The sequence below is a fragment of the Azospirillum doebereinerae genome, assembly GCF_003989665.1.
GTDB lineage: Bacteria > Pseudomonadota > Alphaproteobacteria > Azospirillales > Azospirillaceae > Azospirillum > Azospirillum doebereinerae.
In genome coordinates, this window is the sequence record NZ_RZIJ01000034.1 from 41,071 (window position 1) to 59,166 (window position 18,096).

The 18,096-nt window shown below is 70.0% G+C and carries 16 protein-coding genes and 1 pseudogene; 11 read left to right on the forward strand and 6 right to left on the reverse strand.

From position 1 onward, the window contains the following. The first annotated feature begins 3 nt into the window (after window positions 1-3). Window positions 4-903 (forward strand): LysR family transcriptional regulator, encoded by a 900-nt coding sequence (locus EJ913_RS27895; RefSeq protein WP_127004127.1) that lies wholly within the window; start codon window positions 4-6, stop codon window positions 901-903. Window positions 904-1,058: 155 nt separating this feature from the next. On the opposite strand, the gene EJ913_RS27900 is transcribed toward EJ913_RS27895, so the two are convergent. Together EJ913_RS27900 and oxlT (EJ913_RS27905) are read right to left on the reverse strand one after the other, a co-directional pair. Continuing rightward, window positions 1,059-2,780, reverse strand: a complete 1,722-nt coding sequence (locus EJ913_RS27900) for a methyl-accepting chemotaxis protein (RefSeq protein ID WP_127004129.1) — start codon at window positions 2,778-2,780, stop codon at window positions 1,059-1,061. 49 nt (window positions 2,781-2,829) lie between these two features. Next, window positions 2,830-4,077, reverse strand: coding sequence for an oxalate/formate MFS antiporter (oxlT, locus tag EJ913_RS27905; RefSeq protein ID WP_404323530.1), 1,248 nt, complete (start codon window positions 4,075-4,077; stop codon window positions 2,830-2,832). Between the two features lie 581 nt (window positions 4,078-4,658). Between oxlT (EJ913_RS27905) and EJ913_RS27910 the strand changes: the two genes are divergently transcribed. Continuing rightward, window positions 4,659-5,288 (forward strand): thiamine phosphate synthase, encoded by a 630-nt coding sequence (locus EJ913_RS27910; protein ID WP_185909974.1) that lies wholly within the window; start codon window positions 4,659-4,661, stop codon window positions 5,286-5,288. A gap of 126 nt (window positions 5,289-5,414) precedes the next feature. Then, window positions 5,415-6,104 carry a GntR family transcriptional regulator gene (locus EJ913_RS27915; RefSeq protein ID WP_127004133.1) on the forward strand — a complete coding sequence of 230 codons (690 nt, stop codon included), beginning with the start codon at window positions 5,415-5,417 and terminating at the stop codon, window positions 6,102-6,104. A gap of 36 nt (window positions 6,105-6,140) precedes the next feature. Here EJ913_RS27915 and pyk read toward each other — a convergent pair whose 3' ends face one another. Beyond that, window positions 6,141-7,613, reverse strand: coding sequence for a pyruvate kinase (gene pyk, locus EJ913_RS27920; protein ID WP_127004135.1), 1,473 nt, complete (start codon window positions 7,611-7,613; stop codon window positions 6,141-6,143). A gap of 176 nt (window positions 7,614-7,789) precedes the next feature. On the opposite strand from pyk, the gene EJ913_RS27925 reads away from it, so the two are divergent. Both EJ913_RS27925 and EJ913_RS27930 read left to right on the forward strand, forming a co-directional pair. Beyond that, window positions 7,790-8,554 carry an NUDIX hydrolase gene (locus tag EJ913_RS27925; RefSeq protein ID WP_127004137.1) on the forward strand — a complete coding sequence of 255 codons (765 nt, stop codon included), beginning with the start codon at window positions 7,790-7,792 and terminating at the stop codon, window positions 8,552-8,554. A gap of 132 nt (window positions 8,555-8,686) precedes the next feature. Then, window positions 8,687-10,465 carry a pyruvate, phosphate dikinase gene (locus EJ913_RS27930; RefSeq protein ID WP_127004139.1) on the forward strand — a complete coding sequence of 593 codons (1,779 nt, stop codon included), beginning with the start codon at window positions 8,687-8,689 and terminating at the stop codon, window positions 10,463-10,465. Between the two features lie 3 nt (window positions 10,466-10,468). Here the strand turns inward: EJ913_RS27930 and EJ913_RS27935 are convergent, their stop codons facing one another. Continuing rightward, window positions 10,469-11,398, reverse strand: a complete 930-nt coding sequence (locus EJ913_RS27935; RefSeq protein ID WP_127004141.1) for a histone deacetylase family protein — start codon at window positions 11,396-11,398, stop codon at window positions 10,469-10,471. A gap of 79 nt (window positions 11,399-11,477) precedes the next feature. Further along, on the reverse strand, window positions 11,478-11,924 hold the full coding sequence (locus EJ913_RS27940; RefSeq protein ID WP_127004143.1) for a CBS domain-containing protein: 447 nt from the start codon (window positions 11,922-11,924) through the stop codon (window positions 11,478-11,480). Between the two features lie 354 nt (window positions 11,925-12,278). Here EJ913_RS27940 and EJ913_RS27945 point away from each other — a divergent pair, with 354 nt between their 5' ends. After that, a complete protein-coding gene (locus EJ913_RS27945) occupies window positions 12,279-12,482 on the forward strand; it encodes a hypothetical protein (RefSeq protein WP_127004145.1) in 204 nt (67 codons plus the stop codon). A 91-nt stretch (window positions 12,483-12,573) separates the two neighbouring features. Here the strand turns inward: EJ913_RS27945 and EJ913_RS27950 are convergent, their stop codons facing one another. Further along, on the reverse strand, window positions 12,574-13,014 hold the full coding sequence (locus tag EJ913_RS27950) for a GNAT family N-acetyltransferase (protein ID WP_127004147.1): 441 nt from the start codon (window positions 13,012-13,014) through the stop codon (window positions 12,574-12,576). A 519-nt stretch (window positions 13,015-13,533) separates the two neighbouring features. Here EJ913_RS27950 and oxlT (EJ913_RS27955) point away from each other — a divergent pair. From oxlT (EJ913_RS27955) to EJ913_RS27975, 5 genes and pseudogenes are all read left to right on the forward strand, one after another. Next, window positions 13,534-14,787: an oxalate/formate MFS antiporter gene (gene oxlT, locus EJ913_RS27955; protein WP_404323526.1), complete on the forward strand. Its 1,254-nt coding sequence runs from the start codon at window positions 13,534-13,536 to the stop codon at window positions 14,785-14,787. 219 nt (window positions 14,788-15,006) lie between these two features. Further along, entirely contained in the window at window positions 15,007-15,750 is a 744-nt protein-coding gene (locus tag EJ913_RS27960; RefSeq protein ID WP_127004151.1) for a sulfite exporter TauE/SafE family protein, read from the forward strand. Window positions 15,751-15,921: 171 nt separating this feature from the next. Continuing rightward, window positions 15,922-16,950: a 2-dehydropantoate 2-reductase gene (locus tag EJ913_RS27965; RefSeq protein WP_127004153.1), complete on the forward strand. Its 1,029-nt coding sequence runs from the start codon at window positions 15,922-15,924 to the stop codon at window positions 16,948-16,950. 54 nt (window positions 16,951-17,004) lie between these two features. Beyond that, entirely contained in the window at window positions 17,005-17,454 is a 450-nt protein-coding gene (locus EJ913_RS27970; protein ID WP_127004155.1) for a CBS domain-containing protein, read from the forward strand. Between the two features lie 238 nt (window positions 17,455-17,692). Then, a pseudogene (locus tag EJ913_RS27975) lies at window positions 17,693-18,096 on the forward strand (NAD(P)(+) transhydrogenase (Re/Si-specific) subunit alpha); the annotation flags it as partial.

The following is an 18,096-nucleotide window of genomic DNA, read 5'->3' on the forward strand; positions in this document are numbered from 1 at the left end:
TGCATGGACCGCCTGGACGAGCTTGCGCTGTTCGTCGCCATCCTCGACGCCGGCAGCTTGGCGGGGGCGGCCAAACGGCTGCGGCGGTCGGCGGCGGCGGTGACGCGCGGCCTCGCCGGGCTGGAGGAGCGGCTGGGCGTGCGGCTGATCGAGCGCACGACGCGCAGCCTCGCGCCGACGGAGGAGGGTCGGCGGCTCGCCGAGCAGGCGCGGCGGCTGCTGGCCGACTACGACGAGGCGCTGATCGCCGCCGGAACCGAGCGCCCCTTGAGCGGCCGGCTGCGGGTGACGGCGCCGGTGATGTTCGGGCGCAAGCACGTGACGCCGCTGGTGATCGGCTTCATGCACGCCTATCGGGACATCCGGGTCGAGCTGGAGCTGTCCGACCGCAACCTCGACCTGATCGACGCGGCGCTGGACGTCGCCATCCGCATCGGGGAATTGCCGGATTCGGGGCAGGTCGCCCGCCGGGTCGGGCAGGTCGGGCGGGTGCTGGTCGCCAGCCCGGCCTATCTGGCCGAGCGTGGAAGTCCCCGCCTGCCGGAGGATCTGGCGCGGCACGACACCATCGCCAGCGCTCCGCGTCCCAACCCGCCGGAATGGCGTTTCACGCTGGACGGGCGGGAGCGGGTGGTGCGCCTCGCTCCCCGCCTGACGGTCAGCCACGTCGAGCCGGCGCTGCTGGCCGCGCGCGAGGGGCAGGGCATCGCGCGCCCGCTCTCCTACCAGGTGGCCGAGGATCTGGCCGCCGGCACGCTGGTGCGGCTGATGCCGGAGACGGAGCCGCCGCCCCTGCCGGTCCACGTGGTGGTGCCGACGGCGCGCTTCATGCCGGGACGGGTGCGCGCCTTCGTCGACCACGCGGTGGAGGGGCTGAGGGCGCTGGACGTGCTGCGGGGCTGAGCGAGCCGCGTGGTGCCTCTACGGTTGCCCCCTCCCTAACCCTCCCCCGCTGACGCGGGAGAGGGGACTGCCACAGGATTTTTGCAAGGGTCCGGCCCCCTCTCCCGCCAAAGGCGGGGGAGGGATGGGGAGGGGGCAGCTGTGGCCGAGAATTCTCACGCCGCGCGGATGCCGGCGAGGAAGCGCTCCATCTCGGCCTGGAATTCGTGGGCGTGGCGGGACAGGGTCTCGCCCGCCCCCAGAACCTGCGCCGCCGCCGCCCCGGTGTCGCGGGACGCGCGGGTGACCTGATCGAGGCTGGCCGAGACGTGCTGCGTGCCGGTCGCCGCCTGCTGGACGTTGCGGGAAACTTCGCCGGCCGCCGCCGTCTGCTGGTCGACCGCCGCCGCGATGGAGCTCGCCACCGCGTGCATCGACTCGATGGTCGCGCCGATGGCGGCGATGGCCTGCACCGCCCCGTCGGTGGCGTCGCGCATGGCGGCGACCTGGGCGCCGATCTCCTCCGTCGCGCGGGCGGTCTGGTTGGCCAGCGCCTTCACCTCGCCGGCCACCACCGCGAAGCCCTTCCCCGCCTCACCCGCGCGGGCGGCCTCGATGGTGGCGTTCAGCGCCAGGAGGTTGGTCTGGTCGGCGATGTCGTGGATCAGCTTGACCACCCGGCCGATGCGGTCCGCCGCCTCGGCCAGCGCCCGCACGGTCAGGTCGGTGCTCTCCGCCTGCCGCTTGCCCTCGCCGACGATGCCGGTGGACTGCACCACCTGATGGGCGATGTCGCGCACCGTCGCCGTCATCTGCTCGGTCGCGGTCGCCATGCTCGCGACGTTGGCGGAGGTCTGCTGCGCCGTCGCGGCACAGTTCGCGGCCTGCCGGTTGGTCTGTTCGGCCACCAGGGTCAGGCCGCGCGCGGTCCCGTCCAGCGTCGTCGCCGACTCGACCACCGTGCCGAAGACGCGGGTGGCGGAGCCGGCGAACTGGTCGATGAGACGCTCCACCGTCAGGGCGCGGCGGTAACGGGCGGCCTCGGCGGCGGCGTGTTCGGCGGCCAGACGCTCGCGGTCGAGCGCGTTGCGGCGGAAGACCTGGAGCGCGCGGCCCATGTCGCCGATCTCGTCGCGGCTGTCGTGCTGCGGGCACGCGCTGGCGGTGTCCCCGGCGGCCAGCGCGTTCATCGCGTCGGTCATCCGGCGCAGCGGCCGGGCGATGAAGCGGCTGCCGACCGCCGAGGCCAGCGCCGTCCCCCCCAGCGTGCCGCCGGCCAGGATCGCCAGCATCAGCGCCATGCGCTCGCGGGTGTGGCGGTCCATGGCGGCGTTGAGGTCCTCGACCTCGGCGGCGTTGCGGGCGGCCAGCGCCTGGATCAGGTCGTTCAGCGCCTTGCGGTTGGTCCGGTTGGCGTCGTTGTCGCCATAGGCCCGCGCGGCCGGCAGTTCGTCCTCGCGCGCCAGCCGCACCAGCTCGGTGCGGAAGCGGATGAACTCCCGCGCGCGGGCCGTGGCGGCGTCGAGGTCGCCACCGTGGCCCGGCGGCAGCAGGGCCTGCCACTGGACCATCGCGCCGTCGAGCGCCTTGAGGCCGTCGAGCAGGGGGCGGGCGAACTTCTCCGCCTCGGCGCGGTCGCGGGCCATGTAGATGCCGCGCGAATCCATCACCACCGACAGCATCAGGCCGTTGACCCGCTCCCCCATCACGGCGCGAGCGGAGGCCAGCCGCATGTCGGCGACCAGCGCGTCGTGGGCGAGCAGCGTGTCGAGGCCGACCAAACCGACCAGCGCCGCGACGCCGGTCATCAGCCCGACCAGGAGATGGATCTTGACGCCGATCCGCAGGCGCGTGAACAGGCTGGGTGTGGTGGCAGGAGGCGTGCTGGCGGGGGTCATGGCGGGGGTTCCGGGGTTGGCGGTGCCCCCCCGGCCCCCGCCGCCCGCGTCAGTCGGCGAGGCGCGTCGTCAGGCGCGGGGCGGCGCGCGTCGCGGCGGCGACGGTGCGGGTCCGCATCGGTTTCAGGACGAACAGAGCGAGGAAGGCGGCCAGCGCGTTGACGATGGCGACGCTGTAGAACACCGTCTGCCAGCTTCCCGACGCCTCCACCATGATGTTGCCGAACGGCACCAGCAGGGCCGCCGTGCCCTTGGCGGTGTAGAGCAGACCGGCGTTGGTCGCGGCGAACTTCGAGCCGAAGGTGTCGCCGCAGCAGGCCGGGAACAGGCTGTAGATCTCGCCCCAGGCGAAGAACACCAGACCGGTCAGCAGCACGAAGGCCACCGGGTCGCTGCCGTAGGCCGACAGCGCCATCACCCCCACCGCCTCGATGGAGAAGGCGACGAACATGGTGTTCTCGCGCCCGATGTGGTCCGACACCCAGCCGAAGAAGGGACGGGTGATCCCGTTCAGCACGCGGTCGATCGACAGGGCGAAGGTCAGCGCCGGCAGGGTCAGGCCCAGCAGGCTGACCGGGGCCTTCTCCAGGTTGTAGTCCGCCGCGATGGGGCCGAGCTGCGCCGTCACCAGCAGGCCGCCCGCCGCCACCATGGTGAACATCAGGTACATAACCCAGAAGACCGGCGTCCGCAGCATCTCCTGCGGGGCGTAGTGGCGCCGGGTCTGCGCGGCGGCGGCGGCTCCGGCGGGACCCTCCTTGGGCGGGGCGACCATGAACCAGGCCAGCAGGAACACCACCAGCCCCTGGCCGACGCCGAAGGCCATGAAGGTGGCCTCGTAGCCGGAGGACTCGATCATCGTGGCGATGGGGACGACGGTCAGCGCGGAGCCGGCACCGAAGCCGGCCGCCGTGATGCCCGCCGCCAGACCGCGCCGGTCGGGAAACCATTTCAGCGCGTTGCCGACGCAGGTGCCGTAGACCCCGCCCGCCCCGATGCCGCCGATGGCCGCCGCGACGTAGAGCAGGGCCAGCGAGTCGGCCATCGCGTTCAGCATCCAGGACAGCGCGCAGAGCACCGCCCCGATCAGCACGACGATGCGCGGCCCGAATTTGTCGACGAACCAGCCCTCGACCGGCACCAGCCAGGTCTCGGTTACCACGAAGATGGTGAAGGCGACCTGGATCGCCGTGCGGCCCCATCCGGTCTTGTCGTCGATGGGCTCGACGAACAGCGTCCAGCCGTATTGAAGATTGGCGATCATCGACATGCAGACGACGCCGATGAGCAACTGCATCCACCGCCCGCCGATTGGTCCGGCGTTGCGCGATCCCCGCAAGATCATTGCATCTCCTCCCGTTTGCACCCGAATTCTTATGGTCGTTCGGACGGCCGGACGGGGGCCTTTGCGGCCGTTGCCTCGTTCCGGTTGCAGCGGGATGGGGTGGCGGATCTTTTTCGTGAATTCCAGGCGTGCCGGTGCCAAGGTGCCCGCCACCGATGGCTGATCGTCGCGACTGGCATGCCAAATGCCCCATGCCCTCGCCAACGATCATCCGTTTGACGGACAGTGTCAATACCAAGCAATAATCCCCCTTTGCGATTGGGGTCGTGGGGCTTTGGACCGCTAGGATCGCGCCGGATCGTCCGTGACGCCAACAATTCGCCGATGTCTTTCCGAAGGGCGGAAAAACAAAGTTTCGATTGGATCGGGAAGTTAGGAGCTTCGCGTCTCTTGAAGCCCTTCTCCCCTTGCGGGAGAAGGGTTGGGATGAGGGGTGCAGCCCAGCGAAAGCTGGGAAGGTTGCGTTACCCCTCACCCCAACCCCTCTCCCGCAAGGGTAGAGGGGCTTCACGATCGCCCTGAAGGCTTTCTTCATGCCTCTGCCCACACCATCCCTGCTTGTCATCACCGACCGTTCGCAGGCGGCCTGCCCCCTGGCGGATCTGGCGGACAGGTTGTTTGCGCTGGGCCTGCGCTGGCTGTCCCTGCGCGACAAGGACCTGCCGGACGCCGACCGGCTGGACCTCGCCCGCGCGCTGGTCGGGCGGGGGCGGGCGTGGTCGGCGACGGTCACGCTGCACGGCGACCCGGCTCTCGCGCTGGCCGCCGGGGCGGCGGGGGTGCATCTGCCGGACGGCGGCGACGCGGCGGCGGCGCGGGCGCTGCTGGGGGAGGGGGCGCTGATCGGAGTCTCGGCCCACGACGCGGCCGGGCTGGCGCGCGCGGCGGCGCAGGGCGCCGACTACGCCACCCTGTCGCCGGTCTTCGCGTCGGCGAGCAAACCCGGCTACGGCCCGTGGCTCGGCGTGGACGGGCTGCGGCGGATGGCGGCCGACTCGGGGCTTCCGGTCGTCGCGCTGGGCGGGGTGGAGACGCCCGACGCCGTGCTCGCCTGCCGGGAATCGGGCGCCGCCGGGGTGGCGGCGATGGGCGTGGCGATGCGCGATCCGGCGGCGGTGGCGGGGCTGTTGGCGGCCTTGGCGGCGCCCCGCGCGGCCCCCTGATTCCGCCGGATAGTCCTGGACTTTTCAGGACATTGGATGCATCTGGTATGTGAGATACGAAAAGCCGATCGCCCGGATCGGCACACCGCGCCCAGGTTGCGGCGCGCTACGAGGACACGCAGGACCATGGCCGCTCCATCGCTCAACGTTCAGCCGCTCGACACCGGAACGACCTTCCGCAGTCAGGTCTATCACGCGCTGAAGCAGGCGATCACGGAGATGGACATCTACGACCACGACGACGAGATCCGCCTGGACGAGCGCCAGCTCAGCGACCTTCTCGGCGTCAGCCGCACCCCCATCCGCGAGGCGCTGACCCTGCTGGAGCAGGAGGGCTTCATCCGCCTGCAGCCGCGACGGGGCATCTTCGTCATCCGCAAGACCAAGACCGAGATCATCGAGATGATCCAGGTCTGGGCGGCGCTGGAAAGCATGGCGGCGCGCATGGCGGCGCAGAGCGCCCCGGCGGCCGAGATCCACAAGCTGTGGGACCTGTTCGGCGGCTTCGAGGAACGGCGCCCGACCGACCATGTCAGTGAGTATTCCGACGCCAACATCGCCTTCCACAAGAGCATCATCCAGCTCAGCGGGTCGAAGCTGATCCAGGACGTCACCGACAACCTGTTCATCCACATCCGGGCGATCCGCAAGCTGACCATCGGCCAGGACAACCGGGCCGAGCGCTCGATCCACGACCACAAGGCGATCATCAAGGCCCTGGAGGCCCGCGACGCCGATCTGGCCGAGCGTCTAGTCCGCGAGCACACCATCGGGCTGGCCGCCCATGTCGAGAAGCACTGCGACTTCCTGAACTGAGGCTTCCAAGACGGGGCGGTTCGCCTCTCCCACCGGTCAGACCGTTTCCGTCTGCCGCGCGGCCCCGGCCGGCGCGGCGGGCGGCTCGTCCTCGGCGTCGATGGTGACGACGCGCAGGCTGTTGGTCATGCCGGGCGTGCCGAAGGGAACGCCGGCCGTCACCACCAGCGGCTGGCCCGTGCGGCCGATGCCGGCGGCGGTGGCCGCCGAGGCGGCGCGGCCGACCATCTCCGAGAAGTTCTGCACGTCGTCGGTCCACACCGCGTGGACGCCCCAGGCCAGCGACAGGCGCCGGGCGGTCTCGCGCCGGGCGCTGAGGCCGAGGATCGGCACCGTCGGCCGCTCCCGCGCCGCGCGCAGCGTGGTGGAGCCGGTGGTGGTGAAGGTGACGATCCCGGCCGCCGAGATCGTCTCGGCGATCTGCCGGGCGGCGGCGGTCAGGGCGTCGGGCGCGGTCGCCTCCGGGTGGGGATGCTCGGCGTCCATAATGCGGCGGTAGAGCGGATCGCGTTCCACCTTGTGGACGATGCGGTTCATCATCGCCACCGCCTCCACCGGGTAGCGGCCGGACGCCGATTCCGCCGACAGCATCACCGCGTCGGCCCCGTCGTAGACCGCGTTGGCGACGTCCGACGCCTCGGCGCGGGTGGGCGTCGGCTCGGCGATCATCGATTCCAGCATCTGGGTGGCGACGATCACCGGCTTGCCCATGGCGCGGCTGAGCCGGATGATCCTCTTCTGGAGGCCCGGCACATCCTCCGGCGGCAACTCCACGCCGAGATCGCCGCGCGCGACCATCACGGCGTCGGACAGTTCGATGATGCGGTCCAGCGTCGGCAAGGCGGCGGGCTTCTCGATCTTGGTCATCACATGGGCGCGGTCGCCGATCAGGGCGCGCGCCTCCTCGATGTCCTCCGGGCGCTGGACGAAGCTGAGGCCGATCCAGTCCACCCCCAGTTCCAGGCCGAAGGCGAGGTCGCTGCGGTCCTTCTCCGACAGGGCGGTCAGGGCCAGCGCGGTGCCGGGGACGTTGACGCCCTTGCGGTCGGACAGGGTGCCGCCGGCGATCACCTCGGTCTCGGCGAAATCGGCGCCGCAGGCCAGCACGCGCAGACGGATGCGCCCGTCGTTCAGCAGCAGGTCGTGGCCGGGCTCCAGGCTGGCGAAGACCTCCGGGTGGGGCAGGGCGACGCGCTTCCGGTCGCCCGGCCGGCGGTCGAGATCGAGCCGGAACGAGTCGCCGATGCCCAGATCCACCGGCCCGTAGGCGAAGGTGCCGACCCGCAGCTTCGGCCCCTGGAGGTCGAGCAGCACGCCGATCGGGCGGCCCAGCCGGTCCTCGGCGGCGCGGATGCGGGCGTAGCGCAGGGCGTGCTCGGGCTGGGTGCCGTGGCTGGCGTTCAGACGGAAGACGTTCACGCCGGCCTGCGCAAGGGCGACGATCTGGGCTTCGGTCGAACTCGCCGGACCCAGCGTCGCGACGATCTTGGTGCTGCGGTGGAGCGGCATGGCGATGAGCTTCCTTGTGCGCCCCGTAAGCAGGGCGGACGAACGGTGTGTCGGGGCGGATGCTGGGATCGCCGGGGTTGGAGGGTCAACCGCAGGGGGTGCCCTTTTCCGCATGGTGAGACACCCGCACCGGCCCTGCGGTGGACAGCCCGCCAAGGCCAAGCCACACTGACGCCATGACAACCCTCCCCGTGGAACCGCGCCCGGCCGCGTCCCTCGTCCTGCTGCGCGATGGCGCGGAAGGCTTGGAACTCTTCATGATCGAACGGCACGGGGGACTGCGCTTCGCCCCCGGCGCCACCGTGTTTCCCGGCGGGCGGCTGGAGGGGGAGGACCACGCGCCGGGCTGGCGGCGCTTCTGGCCGGACGGTGCGGCTCCGGCCGACCTGCCCCAGCGCGTCGCCGCTCTCCGCGAGGCTTTCGAGGAATGCGGGCTGCTGCTGACCGACGACCCGCCGGACGCCGCGCGGCTGGAGTCGCTGCGCCGGGCGATGGCGGCCGGTCGGATCTTCGCCGAGGCCCTGGACGAGGCCGCGTTGGTCCCGGCGCCGGCCCGCGCGGTTCCCTTCAGCCGCTGGGTGACGCCGGACACGCTGCCGCGCCGATTCGACACGCTGTTCCTCCTGGCGCGCCTGCCGCCCGGCCAGACCCCGGTGATGGACGGCGGCGAAGCGGTCGCCGGGCGGTGGACCACGCCGCGTCGCATCCTGGCCGACGCCGACGCCGGGACGTGCCGGCTGGTCTTCGTGACCCGGATGATCCTGCTGCGTCTGGCCGGCTGCGCCGACCCGGACTCGGCGCTCCGTCTGGCGGCGGGCTGCGACCTGTCGCCGATCCAGCCGGGTGTGGTGGAGACGCCGGCCGGTCCGGTGTTTCGGATACCCGCCGGCTGCGGGTTCCATCCAATCGACACCCCTGTCGAAAAAGTCACTCTTGGGTAAGAAAGTGTAAGTCTTGCACGCATTCCGCATTGTGAAAATTGCCTAAAAGTGCTGTTGTGCACTGCGGTGCAAACACCCAATTTTATAGGATGGCCCGGTACGGTCCGGGATACGGCTAAGGAGGAACGGCGCATGGACACGGGTTTGGATGTGAGGGCCTTCAACGCTTGCACAGCCGCTGCCGCCGTGTCGGTCGCCGTCGTACCCGATGCCGTACCGGATGCCGTACCCGATGAGGGTGTGGACAGCCCCGGCTGGATCGTCGAGTTCGGCGCGGGCGCCGTTCTGGACGGTCCCGCCGATCCGGAGCGGCTGGGCGGCAAGGGCGCCGGGCTGGCCGCGATGGCGCGGCTCGGGGTGCCGGTGCCGCCGGGCTTCATCCTGACCACCGGCGCCGGGCAGCGGGTGCGGGCGGACGGCCATCGTCTGCCACCGGCCCTGGAGCGGCGGATCGAGGCGGCGCTGGCCGCGCTGGAGGCCCGCTCCGGCGCGCGCTTCGGCGGGCGCGACGCCCCGCTGCTGCTGGCGGTGCGCTCGGGCGCCAAGGTCTCGATGCCCGGCATGATGGACACGGTGCTGAATCTCGGCCTGAACGACGCGACGGTGGAGGGGCTGGCGGAGCGCCACGGCGACGCCCGCTTCGCCTACGACTGCTACCGCCGGCTGATCCAAACCTACGCGCCGGTGGTGCTGGGCGTTCCGGCCCACGCCTTCGACGACCTGCTGGACGGGCACAAGCGGGCGCGTGGCCTGGTCCGCGACGCCGATCTGACCGCCGAGGATTGGCAAATCCTGCTGCCGCGCTACCGACAGGCGGTGCAGGAGGCCTGCGGCCGTCCCTTCCCGCAGGATCCGCGCGAGCAGCTGCGCGAGGCCATCGGCGCGGTGTTCCGGTCCTGGAACAACCCGCGCGCCGTGGCTTACCGGGCGCTGCACGGGCTGCCCGACCAGGGCGGCACGGCGGTGACGGTGCAGGCGATGGCGTTCGGAAACCGCGACGAACGCTCGGGCTCCGGCGTGCTGTTCACCCGCGACCCCTCCACCGGCGAGCCGGGGCTGTGCGGCGAGTTCCTCGCCAACGCCCAAGGCGAGGACGTGGTGTCGGGCGTCCGCGACCCCGACCCGCTGACCGAGCGCCAGAGCGCCGAGCGGGGGCGTGCCGTGGGGGGCTTGCCTTCCGGCTCCATGGAACGCCGCATGCTCGACGTTTTCGCAGCGCTATTATCGGTCGCCGGACGGCTGGAGCGCGCCTTCGGCGACATGCAGGACATCGAGTTCACGGTCGAATCCGGCCGCCTCTTCATCCTCCAGACCCGCGCCGGGAAACGCTCCTCGGCCGCCTCGGTCCGCATCGCGGTCGATCTGGCGGAAGAGGGGATCATCACCCGCGAGGAGGCGGTGCGCCGGGTCGATCCGCGCGCGCTGGACGAGCTGCTGCGCCCGACCCTGGCGCCGGGCGCGGAGGCCGAGGCTCTGGCCATCGGGCTGCCGGCCTCGCCGGGGGCGGTCACCGGCCGTCTGGCCTTCACCGGGGACGAGGCGGTGCGGCTGGCGGCCGGCGGCGTGGCGGTGATCCTGTGCCGGCCGGAAACCGCGCCGGACGACATCCTGGGCATGCAGGCGGCGGCGGGCATCCTGACCGCGCGCGGCGGCTTCACCAGCCACGCCGCTACGGTGGCGCGCGGGCTGGGGCGTCCCTGCGTCGCCGGCGCCCGCACGCTGCGCATCGACGTGGAGCGGGGCGTCCTGACCGTCGGCGCGGTGACGCTGCGCGGCGGCGATCTCATGACCATCGACGGGTCGAGCGGCGCCGTGCTGGCGGGGGCCGCGCCGCTGACGCGGACCGAACCGGACGGCGCCGTCGCCCGGCTGCTGGAATGGACGCGGAATGCAGCGCGGAACGCGGCCTGAGGATCAGGCGCGCATCAGGGCGCGCAGGTGGGCGGCGCAGCCCTCGGCCAGCCCGACCGCGTCGTAGCCGCCCTCCAGCACCGAGACCACCCGGCCGCCGCAGTGGCGGTCGGCGGTCTCGACCAGCTTGCGCGTCACCCATTCGAAATCGGCGCCGGTCAGGCCGAGCTGGGCCAGCGGGTCGCGCGCGTGGGCGTCGAAGCCGGCGGAGATCAGCAGCAACTCCGGGGCGAAGGCCTCCAGCGCCGGCAGGATGGCCCGCTCCATCGCCTGGCGGAACTCGACGGAGCCGCTGTAGGGCTCCAGCGGCAGGTTGAGGATGTTGTCGGCGACCCCGCGCTCCCAGGGCGCGCCGGTTCCGGGGTAGAGCGGCGACTGGTGGGTCGAGGCGAAGAACAGCTCCGGATCGTCGGTGAACATCGACTGGGTGCCGTTGCCGTGGTGCACGTCGAAATCGACGACCGCGATGCGGGAGAGCCCGTGGCGGTCGCGCGCGTGCAGCGCGCCAACGGCGATGTTGTTGAACACGCAGAACCCCATGGCGCGGGCCGGCTCGGCGTGGTGGCCGCAGGGACGGACGGCGCAGAAGGCGTTGGCGGCCTCGCCCGTCATCACCGCGTCGACTGCCGCGCAGACCGACCCGGCGGCGCGCAGGATGGCGCCGCGCGATCCCGGCGACAGCAGCGTGTCGCCGTCGAGCCGGTGGTAGCCTTGCGCCGGCACGCCGTCCAGAACCATGTCCACATAGGCGCGATCGTGCACGCGGGCGAGCTGCTCGACGCCGGCCTCGGGCGCGTCGCGGCGTTCCAGGCCGCGGAATTCCTCGCGGTCCAGCACCTCCCAAACCACGGCGAGCCGCTCCGGTGCTTCGGGGTGGCCGGGGCCGGTGTCGTGGGCGAAGCAATCGGAATGCGTGAAGATCAGGGTCGTCACGGAACGGTTCTCCCATGGGAAAGCGCCGCCGCGTGCGCGGCGGCACGGCGGCGGCGCGGGGCCGGCAGGCGATCTGGACTCAGTGCAGGTGGAGCGTCGGCGAAGCCGGCAGCGGTTCGGCCGCGCTCAGTTCCTGCAATTGCAGCTTGGTGAAGTCGCGCGCGCTGACGACGCCGACCAGATGCCCGTCGTCGAGCACCGGCAGGTGCCGGATGTGGTGGCGGTCCATCAGGTGCAGCGCGTGGTGCAGGCTGTCGCTTGGCGCGCAGGTGATGGGCGCGCGGGTCATCAACTGCGAGACCGGCATCGGCAGCAGGGACGAGCCGCGCTCCAGCAGGGCGTGCACGATGTCGCGTTCCGACAGCACGCCGGCCAGCGTGTTGCCCTCGGTCCGGCAGACCTCCTTGACGAGCAGCGCGCTGACGTTTTCCGCCTTCATCAACTGGATCGCCTCGGCCACCGTCGCCGTGGTGCGGACGGCGACGACGCGGGATTCCTTGGTGCGCAGAATGTGTTCGACCCTCATGGCGTGTCCTCCGTGGTGCTGGCGTGGGGAAGCGGGGACGGATGATCGCGGCGATCCATGGGCATTATGGTATACCAAATACAGTACGCCAATCAAACAATTTCACCGTTGCGGATAATTTCGCGGGCGGTGGATCGCTGTGGACATCTTGCTGTTGAAACAGCGGATTTTAAAGATATTCCGCGATACGGTATGTTTGAAACGCATGCCTTGCTGCGGTGCGAAATGCGAAATACGCATAACGGGTATTCGGTACCTTGTATACCAAGAACCTTGCCCCATCTGTTGCAGTGCGTCATAACGGAACCCTGACAAGAAAAAAGCCCACACACCGAGATTTCTGGAGCGACGAACATGTTGGAAATGCTGGCTCTCGCGCTTGTGCTCTCCGTCTTCGCCGGAACGGTGCATCATCTGCTGGTGGCGCGGGTCGGCGCCGCCCAGGCCGAGTCCGAGCGTTTCACCACCAGCCCGCTCCGCCGCGTCAACCCGGTGAAGGCGGAGACCGAGGACGAGGCCCCCGGTCCGAGTTGGGCGAGCTTCCCCCGCGCGTTCTGATTCGCCCGAATTCCGATCGGAAGCCCACAGGCATGAAAAAGGCGGCCCCCGACGGGGCCGCCTTTTTCGTTGCCGGAACGGCGATGGGCGCTCAAGCCAGCGGCAGCACCAGCTGGAACGCTTTGATGGTCATCCGCTTGCGGTGGTAGAAGCGGTGAGCCTCGCCGCGCTGGACGCCCGACACGATCTCCAATTGGGCGCAGCCGCGCTCGCGCGCCTCGGCGGTCAACCAGTCGAACAGCTTGTCGCCCAGCCCGTAGGACCGCTTCTGCGACGCGGTCACCAGATCCTCCACATACATGTAGCGCCCGCGCGACAGCGTCTCGTGCACACGGAAGCCGCCGCAGCCGGCGACCTCGCCGTCAATCCGCACCAGGGCCAGCGTGTAGCCGTCATCCATCTGCCGGCGGATCTGCGCGCGGTAGACGTCCGGGTCGGCCAGATGGGTCCGCAATTCCTTCATGACCGGAAAGCTGGCCGCGATGTCGGCGTCGTCCCGGGCGAGGACGATCTCGACGGTTTGCTGCTCCATGGCGCTCGTCTCCTTCTTTTGAGGCGTGTCGGTGGGGATGGGCGGAACCACCCAGGAGCCCGGGATCCACAGCGGAGGAAGCCGTGTCCGTGGTCGCGGGGCCAGGGGTTCGGAGCGCGCCGCAGGGGCCTGGGTGCCGCTCTCGGCCGCGCTCTGGCATACCATATGCCAGAGCGCGGCCATTCAGCAAGACGGAAAAAGGGGCGGCGGACTGAGGGGGGTTAAAACAATTGGGGATGCCACTAATCGGTTTACAAGGGGTCGGCATCTGGTATACCATATTGATAATTCCAGATATGAAACTCAGACCTTCACATCTGGCCGGGTCTCAAAGCACCCCAACAGGGGCTGTGGAGGCCGCGGCGCCGCATTCCGCCGCGCTTCCTCCGCCTTCCAAACCACAAAAGCATCGAGACAAGAACAACGCCCGACCTGGAAGAGAGCACGCTTCAAAGGAGGAATGAAAAAATGCACCAATCCCAATCCGGAGTCCAAAACGGACCTCTCGGCGGTCGATGGATGCAATTGGTCATTGGCGTCATCTGCATGTCGATGATCGCCAATCTTCAGTACGGCTGGACCCTGTTCGTCACCCCCATCGAAGAAAAGCACCAGTGGGGCCGGGCGGCGATCCAGGTGGCCTTCACCATCTTCGTGGTGACCGAGACCTGGCTGGTGCCGGTCGAAGGCTGGTTCGTGGACAAGTTCGGGCCGCGCATCGTCGTGGTCGTCGGTGGCGCCCTCTGCGCGCTGGCCTGGGCCATCAACTCCGTCGCGGATTCGCTGGCGATGCTGTATCTGGGCGCGGCGATCGGCGGCATCGGCGCCGGCGGCGTCTACGGCACCTGCGTCGGCAACGCGCTGAAGTGGTTCCCCGACCGGCGCGGTCTGGCGGCGGGCATCACGGCGGCCGGCTTCGGCGCCGGTTCGGCCCTGACCGTCGTTCCCATCGCCAACATGATCGCGTCGTCCGGCTACGAGGCGACCTTCATGACCTTCGGCCTTGGCCAGGGCGCCGTCGTCTTCCTGCTCGCCTGGTTCCTGGCCGAGCCGCACGCCGACCAACTGCCCAAGGTGACGAGCGCGTCGGTCAACCAGAGCCGCCGCAACTACACCCCGCAGGAGATGCTGAAGACTCCGACCTTCTGGGTCATGTATCTGATGTTCGCCATGGTGGCGGCGGGCGGCCTGATGGCGACGGCCCAGCTCGGCCCCATTGCCAAGGACTTCCACCTCGACGGCGTTCCCGTCAGCATCATGGGCCTGACCTTGCCGGCGCTGACCTTCGCCCTGTCGATCGACCGCGTGCTGAACGGCCTGACCCGTCCCTTCTTCGGCTGGGTGTCGGACAACATCGGCCGCGAGAACACCATGTTCATCGCCTTCGCCATCGAATGCGTCGGCATCCTGGCGCTGAACCAGTGGGGCCACAACCCGGTCGCCTTCGTGATCCTGACCGGTCTGGTCTTCTTCGCCTGGGGCGAGATCTACAGCCTGTTCCCCGCCTGCTGCGGCGACAGCTTCGGCTCGAAGTTCGCGACGACCAACGCCGGGCTGCTCTACACCGCCAAGGGGACCGCGTCGCTGGTCGTGCCCTTCGCCAACGTCGCCGTGGCCTCCACGGGAAGCTGGCAGGCGGTGTTCTTCTTCGCCGCCGCGGTGAACGCCATCGCCGCCTTCCTCGCCCTGTTCGTCCTGAAGCCGATGCGCGCCCGGCAGATCGCCGAATCCGCGCCGACCCGCGTCAAGCTGGCGACCGAGGGCGCCGACTGACAGGACGCCGGCCTTAAGGACGCGTGAGACGAAGCCGGACCCGGTCCAGCCGGGGGGCGTGGACCGGGGAAGGTTTCGACCAAGCGCACCGACACTGCGGCCGTAGCCCCGGCCCCGGAGTCGGTGCGCTTCGCGTTTGAGAGCCGCTTCGTTCTTCTTGATATTCTGTATACACAATACGGATTGGGCGGTCAACGCCCGAAAGCATGGGAGACGCGCATGCTGTCCATGAGTCTTCTTATGGTGGCGGCCTTCGCCTCCGGGGCGCTGAACGCGGTCGCCGGGGGCGGAGCCTTCATCACCTTTCCCGCCTTGCTGTTCGCCGGGGTGCCGCCGGTCAGCGCCAACGCGTCGAGCACCGTCGCGCTGTTCCCGGGGCAGGCGGCCAGCAGTTGGGCCTACCGGCGCGAGATCGGCGGCGTCGCCGAGGTCAACGTCACGCAATTCGCCATCCTCAGCCTGATCGGCGGTCTGGTCGGCGCCGTGCTGCTGCTGGTGACACCGAACGCGCTGTTCGCCGATTTCGTGCCCTGGCTGCTGGCGTTCGCCACCGGGGTCTTCGCCATCGGCCATTACGCGCCGGGCGTGGTGTCCCGGCTGCGGCTGGGTGGGCGCGGCGTGCTGGTCGTGCAGTTTCTCATCGCCGTCTATGGCGGCTATTTCGGCGGCGGGATCGGTTTCCTGATGCTGGCGGCGCTGACGCTGTTCGGGCTGCGCGACATCCACGCCATGAACGGCCTGCGCATCCTGCTCGCCATGCTGATGAACGGCGCGGCGGTGGCCGCCTTCGCTTTCGCCGGCGCGGTGTCCTGGCCGGAGACGCTGGCAATGGCCGTGGCGGCGGTGGCCGGCGGCTATGCGGGAGCCATTGGCGCCAAACGGGTCGATCCCAGGCGTCTGAAAACCGGAGTCGTCCTGATCGGCGCGGCGCTGACCCTTTATTTCTTCGCCAAAGGTGCGTGATCCGGTCCATCCGGCCGGTTTCCGGCCCTTCTCGTCGGTCTCCCCACTTTCCGCATTGACATACGGTATGTGGTATACCAAACTCCACATACAGTCAGAGCAACCGACTGTTGGCCGCCGCTGCAAAGGCTGCCCGGCCACAAGGCCGACAACGGGGGAGAGGGATCGGGCATGAAGATCTGCATTTATGGGTCCGGCGCCATCGGCGGCTATCTCGGCGTGCGCCTTCACCAGGCCGGGGCGGAGGTCAGCCTGGTGGCGCGCGGCGCGCATCTGGCCGCGATGCGCGAGAACGGGGTGACCTTGATCGTGGGGGAGGAGAAGACCGTCGTCCACCCCCGCTGCACCGACAACCCGGCGGAGCTGGGACCGCAGGACTACGTGATCATCGGGCTGAAGGCCCATTCGGTTCCCGGCGTCGTGCCGGCGATCCAGCCGCTTCTGGGGCCGGACACCGCCGTGGTCACCGCCGTGAACGGCATTCCTTATTGGTATTTCTACGGCACGGGCGGCGATTTCGACGGGCGGGTGCTGGATTCGGTCGATCCGGGCGGCGCGCAGTGGAACGGCTTCGGGCCGCAGCGCGCCATCGGCTGCGTCGTCTATCCGGCGACCGAGGTGGTGGCGCCCGGCGTCATCCAGCACATCTACGGCGACAAGTTCTCGTTGGGCGAGCCGGACGGCTCGATGTCCGACCGGGTGATGGCGCTGTCGAAGGCGATGGAGGCCGGGGGCCTGCGGGCGCCGGTGCTCGACCGCATCCGCGACGAGATCTGGCTGAAGCTGTGGGGCAACCTGTGCTTCAACCCGATCAGCGCGCTGACCCACGCGACGCTGGAGGTCATCTGCGGCGATCCGGAGACCCGTGCCGTCGCCAAGGCGATGATGCTGGAGGCCAAGCGGATCGGCGACCGGCTGGGCGTGCATTTCCGCGTCGACGTGGAGCGCCGCATTAACGGCGCCGGGGCGGTCGGCGCGCACAAGACCTCGATGCTCCAGGATCTGGAGCGCGGCCGCCCGATGGAGATCGACGCGCTGCTGTCGGTCGTCCAGGAGATGGGCCGCATGGTCGAGGTGCCGACGCCGACCATCGACGTGGTGCTGGCGCTGGTGCGCCAGCGCGGCGAGGTCGCCGGGATCTACACGCGGCCCCAGCCGGCCCGTCAGCCGGAACTCGAACCGTCCGTGGCGGCCCAATAGGCGGGAGGCCGGACCCAGGGATTTGGACACTCAAGCGGGAAGGGGAGGGGCGTCATGAGAGTCGAGGACATTCTCCGCAAGAAGGGCACGCGCATCGGCATGGTGCGCGTCAACGAGACGGTGGACACGGCCCTGCGTCTGATGAAGACGGAGAACACCGGCGCCCTGGTCGTCAAGGACGTCTGCCGGACCGAGGGCAACACGGTGGTCGGCGTGATCTCAGAGCGCGACGTGGCGCGCGGTCTGGTCGATCGCGGGCCGGAGATCCTGACGCTGCCGGTGTCGGCGCTGATGGCGCGCGACCCCGTCTGCTGCCACCCGTTGGACAGCGTGCGCCACGTGCTGAGCCTGATGGACGAGCACGGCATCCGCCATGTGCCGGTGCTGGACGGCGCGACGCTGGTCGGGGTGGTCAGCGTCCGCGACCTGATCCGCCGCCAACTGGAGGACATGCCGGTCCCGGCCGGCGATTCCTGGGACTACCCGGTCGCCGCCAACCAGTGAGGGGTGGGGCGCGTTTGCCCCCTCCCCGACCCTCCCCCGCTCGCGCGGGAGAGGGGGCCGGGAGCTTTGCGGGAGTGCTGCGGCAGTCCCCTCTCCCGCAACGCGGGGGAGGGTTAGGGAGGGGGCACGCACCGCCGCGACGCCTCCAACTTTTCTCAAGATCACCAGCCGCTGGCGCGCAGGACCCGCTCACGTGGCGGCGCGCCGCCCGGTGGCGGCTTTCGAAAGCCAAACCGACATGAAGATCGCCATACCCAGGGAGCGCCGCGCGGGCGAACTCCGCGTCGCCGCGTCTCCCGACACCGTCAAGAAATTCAAAACCCTCGGCCTGGACGTGGTGGTGGAGAGCGGGGCCGGCCTCGGCTCCAGCATTCTCGATTCCGCCTTCGAGGCGGCCGGCGCCGCCATCGCGACCGACGCCGCCTCGGCGCTGTCCGATGCCGACATCGTTCTGAAGGTGCAGCGCCCGCTGATCGCCGGGGAGGGGGAGACCGACGAACTCGCCCTGATCCGCAAGGGCGCGCTGCTGTTCGCCATCCTGAACCCGCACAACAGCCGCGACCACGTGAAGGCCTACGCCGAGGCCGGCGTCAACGCCTTCGCCATGGAGTTCATGCCGCGCATCACCCGCGCCCAGGTCAT